The following is a 12,888-nucleotide window of genomic DNA, read 5'->3' as shown; positions in this document are numbered from 1 at the left end:
GACGGCGTACGGCTACCGGCGGTCTCCCGCTCGTTCCCCCCGCGGGCGACGGGCGAGGAAAACGAACTCCCGGCCCGGGCGGTCGGGGGCGTCACGCACGTCGTCGACCGCGTATCCCCGCGCGACCAGGTCTGCCTCGACCTCCTCGCGCTCACGGAAACGCAGCGTCGACTCCGAGGTCAGCGCCTGTCCGTCCACGGCGAAGACGTACGTCCAGCGGAACGTCACCAGCGGCAGGCTCACGTCGGTCACCTCGACCCAGCTCTCGACCGCGCCGACGCCCGGGACGTCCGTCACGCGGTAGGAGTGCTCCCGGTTCCATTCCTCCCACGCGCGTCGAGCGGGGTCCCGGGTCTCGAACACCAGATGCCCGCCCGGCCGCAGCGATCCGTACGTCCGTCGCAGCGTCTCCCGCCACGCCTTCGGGTCCACGACCGTCTGGGCGACGTTCGCCGTCATGGTCGCCAGATCGACCCGCAGGGGCGGGAGCGCCCTCACGTCACCGTGGATCCACCGCACCCGTCCACCGCCGGGCTTGCCCCGGGCCACGTCGAGCGAGGCCGCGGCGGGGTCGACCCCGACGACCTCGATCCCGCGGCCGGCGAGGAGAAGGGCGAACACCCCGGTCCCGCAGCCGATGTCCAGCACCCGGCGTGCACCGAGCTCCTCTGCCATGCGGACGTACGCGTCGAGATCACTCCGATCGGGGTCGAGCGGGTCGTAGACCGCGGCGAGCCGTGGATGTCCGAAGCACTCGTCAGCCATGGCGCCGACCGTATGCGGCGTCCGATCCGCGACACCACCCGGTTTCGCCGCCGTGACGGTCCGCCCCGGCACTCGTCATCGCCTTCACGCCGGCCGCAGGCCTCGGCCGCCCCCGGCGGAACACGCCGGGGGCGGGCCGGTTCAGCCCCGGTCGGCGGGCCGCTCACCCGGCGGGTAGCCCGTCGGCAGGTCCGCCGGCGTGCCGTACACCCGCATCTCCGCCGCCGCGGCGAACGGCTGCCCGTTGAGCGCGTCCAGGGCCGTGAACCGCACGTGCGAGGCCCGGACCCGGTCGAAGGAGACGCGTTGCATCTGCGGCACGTCCTTCAGCGTGCCCTTCGCCACCGTCCTCCAGTTCGTACCGTCGTCCGACACGGCGACCTCGTAACCGCCGACGCGGCCGTTCTGACCGCCGCTCTGCCGGTTCAGGTAGCCGAACCCGTCCACGTCGGCCGCGCCGCCCAGCTTCAGCGTCACCCAGTGCGGGTAGGGCGCGGGGGTGCCGGTGTAGTCGGTGTGCCAGATGGTGCCCGGGTCACCGTCGAGGACGTTGGACACGGGTCCCTCCCCGGCACCGGAGGAGCCGTTCTCCGAGTCGGCGGTGGCGGTCATCGAGCCGGGGGAGAGCAGGGGCTCGGTGGTCACCGCGGCCCGGGCGTCCGCCGAGACGGTCCTGGTGGCCCCGGCGTGGGCGTAGACGGCGGTCGCCTGCCAGGCGGCGGTGGTGCCGGCCGCGTCGGCGGGCGGTGTCAGGAGCCAGGTGGTGCGCACGCTCGCGCCCGGCTTCACCGTCCCGAAGAGGTTGCCGTCCTTCTTCGCGACCTCCGCCTTCCAGCCCTCCGGCAGTCCGCGCAGCGCCATGCCGACGTTCAGGGCGTCGGTGGACTCGTTGTTGGTGAAGGTGGTGGTGAACTCGCCCGGCACCCCGGGGCTCAGCTCGGCACCGGCCGGCACGTCCACGGTCGCGCAGGCGGCCCCCGCCCCGGCCTCGCCCAGGTCGGTGACGGTGAAGTCGTCGACGACCAGATCGGTGCCCCGGGCGCCGCCGAGCTTGCGCAGCCCGACCCAGGTGTCCCCGCAGCCCGCGACGATCTCGCGGGAGTACGCCGTCGTGTCCAGGGCGGGTTCCAGGACGTCACGGGCGATGTCCCGGGAGGAGGTCTTCCCGTCCGCGACCCGGTCCGCGCCGGTCACCCAGGCCCACTGGCCCTCGATGTTGGTCTGGTACGAGAACGAGACCCGGTACCTGCGGCCCTCGGTGAACGGGACCGTCGCGGGCGTCGTGCGGTACACCAGCCCCGTGTTCTCCGCGTGGGACTTCAGCGAGTGCCGCCCGGCGAGCACGTCGTCGACCGCCTTGCCCCTCAACGTGCCGGTGTCGTAGGGGGAGTAGGTGTTCTTCCACGCCTTCTGGCTGTACGGCTCGTGCAGGTCGCTGACGCTCGTGCGGGGGTCGGTGACACCACCGGCGTCGCCCTTCACGAACGGGCCCCAGCCCGGCTGGTTGCCCTCGAAGTCGTCGTGGGCGACGACGGTGCCCTTCTCGGCGCGGGGGAGCGGCGAGGTGGTGTCCGCCATGACGCGTACGTCGTCCAGCACCACCGCGGCCCCGCCGGCACCGGCACCGATCTCCACGGTGACCTTTCCGCCGCGCGGGGCCGTGAACGCGACGGCGGCCCGCTGGGAGTAGGTGTCGCGTTTCTCGTCGGACGCCATCCGGTTGCGCGCCGGGGTGATGTCGAAGGAGTTCACGGCCGGGCCGGCGGTGCCGCGCACCCGGAGAGCGGTGTCCCGGCGTTCGCCGGGGCCGATCTCGACGTCGGCGCCGAGCGTGTACCGCCTGCCCGGTGCCAGACCGGAGACCTGCTGGGAGATGCCGGAGGTGCCGCCGCCGAGACGGACGACGTTGTCGCCGTTGCCGGCCCGCGTGATCGCGGCGTCGCCCCGCGGGTTCCAGGCGTCCAGGTCCCCGCCGTTGAACCCGGGGTCGGTCAGCCCGGTGGACTCGCCGTAGTCCGCGTCCCGGTGCGGTGCCTTGCCGCCGTTCGGCACCAGGACGTAGGGCCGGCCCTTCTCCCCGGTCAGCGTCACCTTCCCGGCCGCGGCCTTCACCCGGGCCTTCTCGGCCCGGCCCTGGTCGGTGAGCGCGTACAGGGTGAAGTTCTTGTTCTTCGCGAACTGGTCGGTCAGTTCGAAGGTGTGGGTGCCGCCGGCCGCGCTGAAGAAGTACATCTTGTCGGCGTCGCTGGGTGAGGACGTGCCGTCGCCCTTGCGGGCGTCGCCCCACGGCAGCAGGTAGGTGTCGCCGTCGAGCACGACGGCGTCGCCCATGGAGATCTGCCGCCGGCCGTCCACGGACCGGACGCGCACGCCGTCGGTGAGCGTCGCCGACCTGCCGCGGTCCCAGTCCATCACCTGGAAGTGCTGGAGGAACTTGGTGGGAAGGTTGTCGGTCCAGATGGTGCGGTAGAAGGCGTTCCAGTCGTTCTGGCCGGTCCAGCCCTCGAACTCCACGATGCTGGCGCCGCCGAGCAGCGGGTCGACGTTCCACACGTCGCGGTCGGAGTTGGCGATGAACCGGACGATGTCGGAGTTGATGCCCTTGTTGGTGGCGCCGCCGTAGTTCTTGTCGGCGGCCCAGTGCGACCACAGCGACGAGCCCTCGAACTTGTACGACCACTCGGTGGCGACCTCGAAGCCCATCTTCCGCAGCCCGTCGGCCAGTCCGTCGGCCAGCCAGCCGCTGGAGTAGTAGGCGTCGATGTAGACCGTCTTGACCTGGGGGGCCTCCTTGCGCAGCTGCGCGAACCGGTCCAGGACGGCGCCGGTGCCGAGGTCCTTGCGCTGGTCGATGTGGTAGGCCTGGTTGAGCCAGTCCCACCCGTTCGGCTGCCCCGCCACCAGCTCCTGGCTGAAGTTCTTCGCCTGCGCGTACGCCTCGGTGGCGTTGACGTGCACGGCGAAGTCCGCGTTGTAGCCGGCGCCGGACCCGGTGAGCCGGTTCAGGTCCTTCAGCCCGCCCGCGCGCACGTTCTCGTTGCCGCCGTAGTCGGGGTGCGCCGAGTCGTGGCCTTCGCTCGCATAGCCCTTCTCCAGCACCCACTGGCCGAGGTTGTCGGTGGCCATGGAGATGCGCTTGGTGTTGTCCAGCGTCTTCAGGAACGGGTTGGTGGCCTGGCTCGCGAAGTTGAACGGGATGCGCTGCACCACCCGCTCGGGCACCCGGTCCGCGCCCAGCGGGCGCCGCATGTGCTCCCGGTGGGCGATGGCGCCGTCCTGCCAGTCGACCGTGCCGTCGCCGTTGGCGTCGGCGGCCAGGACCACGGTCGTCCGGGGCAGCTCGTAGGTGGCGACCCGCGGGTCGGTCGCGCCCTGCGGGCGGTGGGTGTAGGTGCCGGCGGACAGCTCCGCCCGGCGCCCGCCGTCGCCGGTGTCGACGATGCGGGACTGCAGGCGGGTGTTGCCGTTGGTGTTGTCGTTCTGCGGCGAGTCCTCGGTCGCGTTGGTGACGATGCCCGCGGACAGCTGCGCGTTGCCGACGAACGCGTACGGGGTGCCGACGGGTTCCTTGTCCGGGGTGGTGCCGGCGGTGATCGGGACGAACCGGTCGGCGGTCGTCGTCGAGTCCGTGGAGATCTTCGTCCGGGCCAGGTTGGCACCCGGCGCGGAGGAGTCGACGGAGACGAGGGAATGACCGGGGACCGCGAGGGTCCGCACGGTGGCGGCGGCCTCGCCGGAGATCTTCTCCACGGCGAAGACGACCGTGGTGTCCCCGGTCACCGTGATGGTCGAGGTGAGGGTGAGGCCGGGCAGGTCCGGGAAGGTGGAGGTGTACGTGGCCCTGCTCGCCTCCGCCCTCATGGTGGTCGTGGCCCGGTGCGGGACGCCGTTGACGGTGAAGGTGTCGAGGACGGACGCCTGTCCGCCGAGGGTGCGCGTGCCCAGCCGGTAGGAGATGACCTGGGGGAACTCCTCGGCCACCGTGACGGTCAGCCCGCCCCGGCTCAGCTGCACCGGCGTGGCCGCCGTCGGCGCGGGGGCGGACGGGGCCCGGGGCGGCGCCGCACCGGCGGGCACGGCCGCGGCCGACAGCATGCCCAGACACAGGCCCAGGGCCGCGGCCACGGCGCCGGGCCGCGGGCCGCGTCTGCGCCCGGGCGGGCGGGGCGATGGGGACGTCATGGTTTCCACCTGGTACTTCCTCCTCGGATCGGTGAGGGACGGGAGACGGCGGTGAGTTCGTGACGGCGACCGCGAAGGAACGACGGGCCGGGAGCGGGGCCGGGGACAGGGGCGGCCGGGCGCCGGCGGGGCGGGTCAGAAGGTCTCGACGTACTCCTCGGCGGGCCCCAGTTCGGGCCCCTCGCGCAGCTCCAGCCGGTCGCCCAGCCGTTCGAGCTCCAGCAGGGTGACGGTGTTCTCGCCCGGCACGAGCAGCGGTGCGGGGACATAGAGCGTCCGCTGGGGGCCGATCTCCCAGTAACGGCCGAGCAGGGTGCCGTTGACCCACACGAACCCCTTGGCGAAACCGGGGAGCGCGAGGAAGGTGTCGGCGGGCTCGGGGACCGTGAACCGTGCCGTGGCGAACCCCGCGGAGCCGTCCGGCGCGGCGGCCGAGACGGCGCGCGCGAGGTCCTCCCGCGTCCACGTGTCCAGCGGCAGCCGGTGCATGGTCCAGCCGTGCACGAGCCGCCGGCCGACCGAGACACCGCCGAGGATGCCCTTGCGCCCGCCCAGCAGCGGCCCGTAGTTCACGCGCCCCTGGTTCTCCACCAGCAGCTCCAGCAGCACCCGTGCACCCCGGCCCGGCACCTCCAGCGAGGCGGTCTCGCGGTCGAGGACGCCGAGCGGTGCGCCGTCGACGAAGACCTGGGCGCGGTCGTGGAGTCCGGAGACCGTGAGGGTGTGGCTGCCACCGGGCAGGAGCGGTTCGGCGCGGTAGAGGACGAGACCGGACGCCTGCTCCAGCTCCTCGAAGCTCAGCGGATGCGGGGAGGCCACCGGTTCGGACGCGGTGCGCAGCGCCCCCAGCAGACCGGCTTCGGCGCGGACGGGGACCGTGCGGGGGGCCAGCATCGCCGGCTCGGGCGGCAGCGGACGGGCCGGCGCCCCGGTGACGGCCAGCAGCCGCTCGCGGAACGCGTGGAACTTCGGGGTCGTCGCGCCGTGTTCGGCGATCGGCGCGTCGGAGTCGTAGCTGGTCACCGTCGGCTGGATCGCGCCGCCGTCGTGGTTGGCACCGGCCCACAGGCCGAAGTTGGTGCCGCCGTGCGCCATGTAGAGGCTGACCGAGCCGTCGGCGTCCAGGATGTCGTCGAGCGTCCGGGTCGCGCTCTCGACGGACCGGACGTGGTGCTTCTCGCCCCAGTGGTCGAACCAGCCGTTCCAGAACTCGGCGCACAGGAACGGCTCGTCGCGGCGGCGGGCACGCAGCAACCCGGCCGCCTCGCGGGCGTGGGAGCCGAACGTCGCCGCCGCCAGGTGCCCCGGCAGGCTCCCGCCGTCCTGCAACAGCTCGGTGGGACCGTCCGCCGTGTAGAGCAGTTCCGTGACACCGCGCTCCACGAGGGCGTCCCGCACCCACTGGACGTAGCCCCGGTCGTCGCCGTAACTGCCGTACTCGTTCTCGATCTGGACGGCGACCACCGGCCCGCCCCGCCCGGCCTGCAACGCGGCGAGGCGCGGGATCAACTCGTCGAACCAGCGTCCGACCTCCGCCAGATAGGGCGGGTGGGAGGAGCGCAGGCGCATGCCGGGGCGTCCGGTCAGCCAGACGGGCAGCCCGCCGTTGTCCCACTCGGCGCAGATGTACGGGCCCGGCCGCACGATCACGTCCAGGCCGGTCCGCTGGGCGGTGCGGACGAAGCGCTCGACGTCGTGTCCGCCGGTGAAGCGGTACCGCCCCGGCCGTGGCTCGTGGAAGTTCCACGGCACGTAGGTGTCCACGGTGTTGAGGCCCATGGCCGCGACCCGCTCCAGCCGGTCCGCCCACTGGTCGGGGTGGACGCGGAAGTAGTGCAGCGACCCGGCCAGCACGCGGTGCGGGCGCCCGGCCCGCAGGAGCGTCCCTCCCGGGTGGGTCAGGACGGGCCCCGGCGCGGAGGCGGGCCGCCCGGACGGCGTACCGCTCGTCCGGCCGGGGGTCGTCCGGTCCCCGGCGGAACCCGCTGTTATCGATGACACTCTGCTCTCCCTCTCGCCTCCGCAGGCACGCTGGCGGGAACTATGGCAGAGGTTGTTATCGATGCCAATAGGGCTGGTGTGGATAGACTGCGCCCCGACAGCGGTACCTGCGACGACGCGGCCGAAGCCGCGGTTTTCCCTGGAGAAGCGGACGATGGCATCGGAAACACCGGAAGCCGGTGAGGCATCCACCCGCGGACGCGCGGCGGGCGACGGCGTCGCACGGCAGCCCGGCATGACCGATGTGGCCAGGCTCGCCGGCGTCTCCGCGCAGACGGTGTCCCGGACACTGGCCGGACACCCCAACGTCAAGGCGAAGACCCGCGCCAAGGTGCTCGCCGCCGTCGAGCAGCTCGGCTACCGCAAGAACAACGCGGCACGGATGCTGTCCTCGGGACGCAGCCGGACGATCGGTGTCGTGACCCTGCAGACCGCCTTCTACTCGCGCACGAACCTGACGTTCGGCATCGAGACGGCGGCACGGGGGGCCGGCTACGAGATCAGCACCGCGACCACCGCGTCCCTGGACACGGCCGCGATCGAGGACGCCCTGTCCCGCCTGGCGGAACAGGGCGTCGAGGGGATCGTCCTCTCCGTGCCGCTGGTCCACGTCAGCCCGCGGATCGAGCAGCTCACCCGCGCGGTGCCGACCGTCACCGTCGACGGGTCACGGACCCCGGCGACCGAGGTCGTCGCCGTCGACCAGACCCTCGCGGCCCGTCTGGCGACCCGCCACCTGATCGAACTCGGGCACCGCAGTGTGTGGCACGTCGCCGGACCGGAGGAGTGGCTCGACGCCGCCAGCCGCCGCACCGGCTGGCGCGACACCCTCCAGGCCGCGGGCCTGACCCCGCCACCGGTGCTGGAGGGCGACTGGACACCCGGGTCCGGCTACCGCAACGGGCTGATCCTGGGCAAGATCCCCGACGCCACCGCCGTGTTCGTGGCCAGCGACGAGATGGCCTTCGGCGTGATCCGGGCCCTGCACGAGCTCGGCAGGAGGGTGCCCGAGGACATCTCCGTCGTCGGCGTGGACGACATCGCGCTGGCCGAGTACTGCTCACCCTCGCTGACCACGGTCGCCCAGCCGTTCACCCAGATGGGCGCACTGGCGGTCGCCCACCTGCTGCGGCACATCGCAGACCCCGGCGCCGCACCCGAACCGGCGTCCGTCGAACCGTCGCTGATCGTGCGGGCCAGCACGGCACCGCCACCCGCCGGCCGAGGGGACCGGACCCAGGCCGGGCGGCCGTCGTAGCGCGGACCGGGGAAGCGGCCGGCCCGCGGCGGCGCCGTGACGTCCCGCCCCCCGTCAGAGCTTCGTCCCGTCCGCCGTCCGGCCGTCGACGGGGATGCCCAGACGGCCGGCCACAGTGGTGAGGGCCGGTCCCAGCGGGAGCGCGACCCGGGTGAGGGCGTGCCGGTCGCCCCGGGTCGGGTCCCGGTTGACGATCAGCACCGGTTTCCCGGCCTCGGCCGCCTGACGGACGAACCGGAGACCGGACATCACCGTCAGCGAGGAGCCCAGGACCAGCAGCGAGGCCGCCTCGCGGACCAGCCGGCGGCAGTGCTCGACGCGCCGCGGCGGAACCGCCTCGCCGAAGAAGACCACGTCCGGTTTGAGGACGCCGCCGCAGTCCGCGCAGGACACCACGCGGAAGTCCCCGACCTGTTCGTCGGTGAGGTCCGCGTCGCCGTCCGGGTTGATACCGGCGGCCACCGGCTCGAAGCCCGCGTTGGCCTCCTCCAGCCGCCGGGCCAGCTCGCGGCGCGGGCTGAGGGCGCCGCAGGAGAGACAGACGACCCGGCCCAGGTTCCCGTGGAGTTCCACGACGCCCTCGCTGCCGGCGGCCTGGTGCAGGCCGTCGACGTTCTGCGTGATCACCCCCGACAGCAGCCCGTGCCGCCCGAACGCGGCCACGGCCCGGTGCCCGGCGTTCGGGAGCGCGCGGCCGAAGGTACGCCAGCCGAGGTGGCTGCGCGCCCAGTACCGGCGCCGGGCCCGGGCGGAGCCGGTGAAGTCCTGGTAGGTCATCGGAGTGTGCCGGCTCAGACTCCCGCCCTCGCCCCGGTAGTCGGGGATGCCGGACTCCGTGGAGATGCCCGCCCCGCTGAGCACCAGCACACCGCCGGCGCGCAGCGCCTCGACGACCGGCTCCGGGTCCGTGGTGCCCGGCGGCAGGTCCTCGGTGGGGGTCCAGCTCAGAGTGGGGCGCATCCGCATGCCGCCCAGGGTACGGCGCGGCGCCGCGCGGACGATTCGCCGTGCCCGCGGTGGCAGGGTCCGTAGGGTGCCCGCATGACGGAGGAGAGCGAGCGGGCCGTGCGGGCGGCCGTCGAGGGGGAGATGCGGCTGCCCGATCCCGGGGGGCGTGCCTGCCCGGTCCGGGTCCTGGAGCTGTTGGCTCCGGAGTTCGCCGAGAACGGGGACCGCCGGGCATGGCGGAGCTCCCTGTGGCGCCTGACGGAGACGGGCCGGCGGAGGTACTTCCACCAGGGCGCTTCGACCGGGACGGATCCGGCCGGCCGTGTGACGGCGTAGGACCCGCCACGACGGAGGAGCCGCGGCGCGGTGGCCCGCCGTCGCCCGCTCCGGGCGATCACTGTGCAGGACAGGGAACGTCATCGCGGGCACACTGGCGGCATGGCCGTACCCAGTCCGGCGAGTACGCCGGTACGCCGGCTGCCGCCGCGCCCGCAGAGCGCCTCGGTGGCCCGGCGGTTCGTTCGTGAGGCGTTGGCCGGCGTGTCCCCGGACACGACGGACACCGCGCAACTGCTGGTCAGCGAATTGGTGACCAACGCGGTGGTGCACGCCCACACCGAAGTGGAGGTCCAGGCCTGGGCCGTGGACGGGCGCGTGCACGTCCGCGTCAGCGACCAGGAACCGCGCCGCGGCCTGATGCCCCACCGAGGCGGTACGGCGTACGCCAGTACCGGACGCGGCCTGGGCATGGTCGAGGAGCTGGCCTCCAGCCACGGCGTCCAGGTCGGCGAGGACCACAAGACGGTCTGGTTCGAGCTGTGGCCCGACACCCCCGAACCGCCGACGTCGGGCTGGGACGTCACGGACGGACCCTTTCCCACGACGGTCCCGACGGTGCCCGTGGAACTGGTCGACTCACCCGGAGCGCTGCAGAGGGCGGCCCAGCAGCACCGCGAGGCACTGCTGCGTGAATCCCTGCTCGTGGCGTCCGGCGACGACTCCGCCCCGCCGGCGGATCTGCTGACCGCGCACGACACCAACCACGTCGTCAACGCGGCTCTGGCCTCCGCGTCCGAGGAAGACAGCCACGGTGACCTGTACACGCTGCGCGTGGAGATTCCCGCCGATGCCCGCGACGCCGTACTCACCCTGGACCGCGTGCTCGACGAGGCCCAGGAAACCGCCAGCCAGGGGCGACTGCTGACCCGGCCGGCCCTGCCGCAGATCCGTGCCGCCACCCGCTGGCTCCTCGGACAGATCACCGACCAGCTCGCCGGGCGGGAACCCATCGCGTGGACGGAGGCCCCCCGCGAGCCCAGCACCACACCCCCCGAGCTGGCCCCCTGGGACCCCAGCCGCCTGCAGGCGAGCAGCACCCCCGCCATCGCCGCCGACGACGGCAACAGGATCATCGCCGTGAACACGGCAGCGGCACAGCTCCTGGGCTGGGACGCGCAGGAACTCATCGGCCGGCGGATCACCACGATCATCCCGGAACACCTGCGGGACCGGCACGTCGCCGCCTTCACCTCCCTGCTGCTCACCGGACAACCGCACATCCTCGGCCGTCCGGTGACGGTGCCGGCCCTGCACCACGACGGCGGGCAGGTCGCGGTCAGCCTGTGCATCCAGACACAGGAGGCGACCGACGGCCGCAGCGTGTTCGTCGCCCGCCTGGGCCTCCCGTAGCGGGTCGCCGGCCGGCGGGTCAGCATGGAGGGAAGCCGGGCGGCGACCGTTCCGCTCAGTTCCCTCGCACGGCAGGAGTCCCCATGTCCCAGCCCCGTCAGCAGCAGACCCCTCCCGGTGTCACGTCCGACATGGTTCCCAGGCCGGACCACGGGGAGGACAGCTACCGCGGATCCGGGCGGCTGGCCGGCAAGGCCGCGGTGATCACGGGCGGGGACAGCGGCATCGGGCGCGCGGTGGCGATCGCCTACGCCCGTGAGGGCGCGGACGTCCTGATCTCCTACCTCGACGAGCACGAGGACGCGCAGGAGACACGGCGCTGGGTGAAGGAGGCGGGCCGTACGTGTGTGCTGGTGCCCGGTGACGTGGCCGACCCGGCGCACTGCCGGGCGATCGTCGACAAGGCCGTGGAGGAGTTCGGCCGGATCGACGTGCTGGTCAACAACGCCGCGTTCCAGATGACGCGGGACTCCGTCGAGGACATCCCCGACGAGGAGTGGGACCGCACCCTGGCGATCAACATCAGCGCCTTCTTCCACCTGGTCAAGGCCGCCGTCCCGCACATGCGGCCCGGTTCGGCCATCATCGGCAGCACCTCGGTCAACTCCGACAGCCCGCCGCCGCAACTGCTCCCGTACAACGTCACCAAGGCGGGCATCGCCAACATGGTCGGTTCCCTGGCCCAGATGCTGGCCTCGAAGGGCATCCGCGCCAACAGCGTGGCCCCCGGACCCATCTGGACGCCGCTCATCCCCGCGACCATGCCGCCGGAGCAGGTGGAGAGCTTCGGATCCCAGGTACCGCTCGGACGGCCGGGACAGCCGGCCGAGCTGGCACCGGTCTACGTGCTGCTCGCCTCCGACGAGGCCAGTTACGTCTCCGGGGCCCGGATCGCGGTCACCGGCGGGCAGCCGATCCTGTGAGTTCCCCCGGGGACCACCTGTACCCGCTGCGGCTGACGGTCACGGCGAAGCCGCTGGTGTTCGGCGGACACGCCATCGCCCGCCGCCTGGGCAAGACCGGCCTCCCGGACTGGAGCGTCGCCGAGACCTGGGAGTGCAGCGACGTCGACGGCAACAGCGGTGTGGTGACCGCCGGGCCCCTGGCCGGCCGGTCCCTGCGCCAGATCGTCCACGACCATCCCGAGGAACTGATGGGCCCCGGGTGGTCCGGCCGGTACTTTCCCGTACTGACGAAGTTCATCGACGCCACCGGAACCCTGCCCGTGCACCTGCACGCCGACGACGAGTCCGCCCGGCGCCTGGAGGGGCAGCCCAACGGCAAGACCGAGGCCTGGCACATCCTGGCGGCCGCCCCCGGCGCGACCGCCCTGTGCGGCGTCAAGGACGGCGTGAGCGCCGACCGGCTGCGGGCCGCGCTGGAGGCGCAGGACTTCGACGCCGTCCTGCGCCGCCTTCCCGTGCGGGCGGGCCAGACCCTCTACGTACCCGGCGGCACCCCGCACAGCTTCGGACCCGACACCCTGGTCTACGAGATCGAGCAGACCTCCGACATCCAGCAGCACGCGATGCGCTGGAACATGGAGGACGGCTCCCCGGTGGGTGACGAGGAGTTCGGCTCCAACCTCGACATGCTGATGCGGCAGGCCGACCTGACGACCCGACCGGACTTCACGCCCGGGCTGGGCATCGCCGTCGGCGACGGGGTGGAACGGGTCTTCCTGTGCGCCGGCCCGTACTTCGCCCTCGAACGCTGGCGTGCCGGCACCGCGGAGCCGCTGCGCCACCGGTTCGCCACCGCCCGGATCCTGACCAACGCGGGCGCCCCGGTACGGGTGCGGACCGGCGTGTGGAGCGAGGAACTCGGCCGGGCGGAGACACTCCTGCTGCCCGCCGCCTGCGAAGAGGTCGAGATCACCGGCCCGGCCGACGTCCTGTTCGGCTACCTGCCCGACCTCGCCCGCGACGTCCACCGCCCCCTGCTCGACGCCGGCTACCCGCTCCACCTCATCGACGCCCTCGGCGCCGGCGCGGACACCGGCGACACGGACACCCGGGCGTCCTGAACCGCCGGACGAGCGCGAC

At 73.0% G+C, this 12,888-nt stretch carries 9 protein-coding genes; 5 read left to right on the top strand and 4 right to left on the bottom strand.

Annotated elements, in window-relative coordinates; all coding sequences use genetic code 11:
- Positions 1–12 precede the first annotated feature (12 nt).
- From ACIRFH_RS10975 to ACIRFH_RS10965, 3 genes are all read right to left on the bottom strand, one after another.
- Positions 13–765, bottom strand: coding sequence for a class I SAM-dependent methyltransferase (locus ACIRFH_RS10975; RefSeq protein WP_403519064.1), 753 nt, complete (start codon positions 763–765; stop codon positions 13–15).
- A 141-nt stretch (positions 766–906) separates the two neighbouring features.
- Positions 907–4,947, bottom strand: a complete 4,041-nt coding sequence (locus ACIRFH_RS10970; RefSeq protein ID WP_403519062.1) for an endo-alpha-N-acetylgalactosaminidase family protein — start codon at positions 4,945–4,947, stop codon at positions 907–909.
- 135 nt (positions 4,948–5,082) lie between these two features.
- A complete protein-coding gene (locus ACIRFH_RS10965; protein WP_403519154.1) occupies positions 5,083–6,849 on the bottom strand; it encodes a glycoside hydrolase family 35 protein in 1,767 nt (588 codons plus the stop codon).
- Between the two features lie 253 nt (positions 6,850–7,102).
- Between ACIRFH_RS10965 and ACIRFH_RS10960 the strand changes: the two genes are divergently transcribed.
- On the top strand, positions 7,103–8,206 hold the full coding sequence (locus ACIRFH_RS10960) for a LacI family DNA-binding transcriptional regulator (protein ID WP_403519060.1): 1,104 nt from the start codon (positions 7,103–7,105) through the stop codon (positions 8,204–8,206).
- 54 nt (positions 8,207–8,260) lie between these two features.
- Here ACIRFH_RS10960 and ACIRFH_RS10955 read toward each other — a convergent pair whose 3' ends face one another.
- Positions 8,261–9,172, bottom strand: a complete 912-nt coding sequence (locus ACIRFH_RS10955; protein WP_403519059.1) for an NAD-dependent protein deacetylase — start codon at positions 9,170–9,172, stop codon at positions 8,261–8,263.
- Positions 9,173–9,247: 75 nt separating this feature from the next.
- Here ACIRFH_RS10955 and ACIRFH_RS10950 point away from each other — a divergent pair, with 75 nt between their 5' ends.
- The 4 genes from ACIRFH_RS10950 (at position 9,248) to ACIRFH_RS10935 (ending at position 12,869) form a co-directional block, all read left to right on the top strand.
- Entirely contained in the window at positions 9,248–9,490 is a 243-nt protein-coding gene (locus tag ACIRFH_RS10950; RefSeq protein WP_403519057.1) for a hypothetical protein, read from the top strand.
- 102 nt (positions 9,491–9,592) lie between these two features.
- Complete coding sequence (locus ACIRFH_RS10945) at positions 9,593–10,843, top strand: ATP-binding protein (protein ID WP_403519055.1); 1,251 nt, start codon at positions 9,593–9,595, stop codon at positions 10,841–10,843.
- 83 nt (positions 10,844–10,926) lie between these two features.
- Complete coding sequence (locus tag ACIRFH_RS10940) at positions 10,927–11,766, top strand: SDR family oxidoreductase (protein ID WP_403519053.1); 840 nt, start codon at positions 10,927–10,929, stop codon at positions 11,764–11,766.
- Positions 11,763–12,869 (top strand): class I mannose-6-phosphate isomerase, encoded by a 1,107-nt coding sequence (locus ACIRFH_RS10935; RefSeq protein WP_403519051.1) that lies wholly within the window; start codon positions 11,763–11,765, stop codon positions 12,867–12,869. Before ACIRFH_RS10940 ends, ACIRFH_RS10935 begins: the two co-directional genes overlap by 4 nt.
- The last annotated feature ends 19 nt before the right edge of the window (positions 12,870–12,888 follow it).

Source organism: Streptomyces sp. NPDC093586, from assembly GCF_044764905.1.
Classification (GTDB): Bacteria; Actinomycetota; Actinomycetes; order Streptomycetales; family Streptomycetaceae; genus Streptomyces.
Note: the sequence above shows the minus strand (reverse complement) of the source record. Positions and strands in the feature narration are given on the sequence as shown.

Excerpts from the sequence above, each read along its gene's own strand:
- ACIRFH_RS10975 (WP_403519064.1), bottom strand. The coding sequence starts at position 765 with ATGGCTGACGAGTGCTTCGGACATCCACGGCTCGCCGCGGTCTACGAC.
- ACIRFH_RS10970 (WP_403519062.1), bottom strand. The coding sequence starts at position 4,947 with ATGACGTCCCCATCGCCCCGCCCGCCCGGGCGCAGACGCGGCCCGCGG.
- ACIRFH_RS10960 (WP_403519060.1), top strand. The coding sequence starts at position 7,103 with ATGGCATCGGAAACACCGGAAGCCGGTGAGGCATCCACCCGCGGACGC.
- ACIRFH_RS10955 (WP_403519059.1), bottom strand. The coding sequence starts at position 9,172 with ATGCGGATGCGCCCCACTCTGAGCTGGACCCCCACCGAGGACCTGCCG.
- ACIRFH_RS10950 (WP_403519057.1), top strand. The coding sequence starts at position 9,248 with ATGACGGAGGAGAGCGAGCGGGCCGTGCGGGCGGCCGTCGAGGGGGAG.
- ACIRFH_RS10945 (WP_403519055.1), top strand. The coding sequence starts at position 9,593 with ATGGCCGTACCCAGTCCGGCGAGTACGCCGGTACGCCGGCTGCCGCCG.
- ACIRFH_RS10940 (WP_403519053.1), top strand. The coding sequence starts at position 10,927 with ATGTCCCAGCCCCGTCAGCAGCAGACCCCTCCCGGTGTCACGTCCGAC.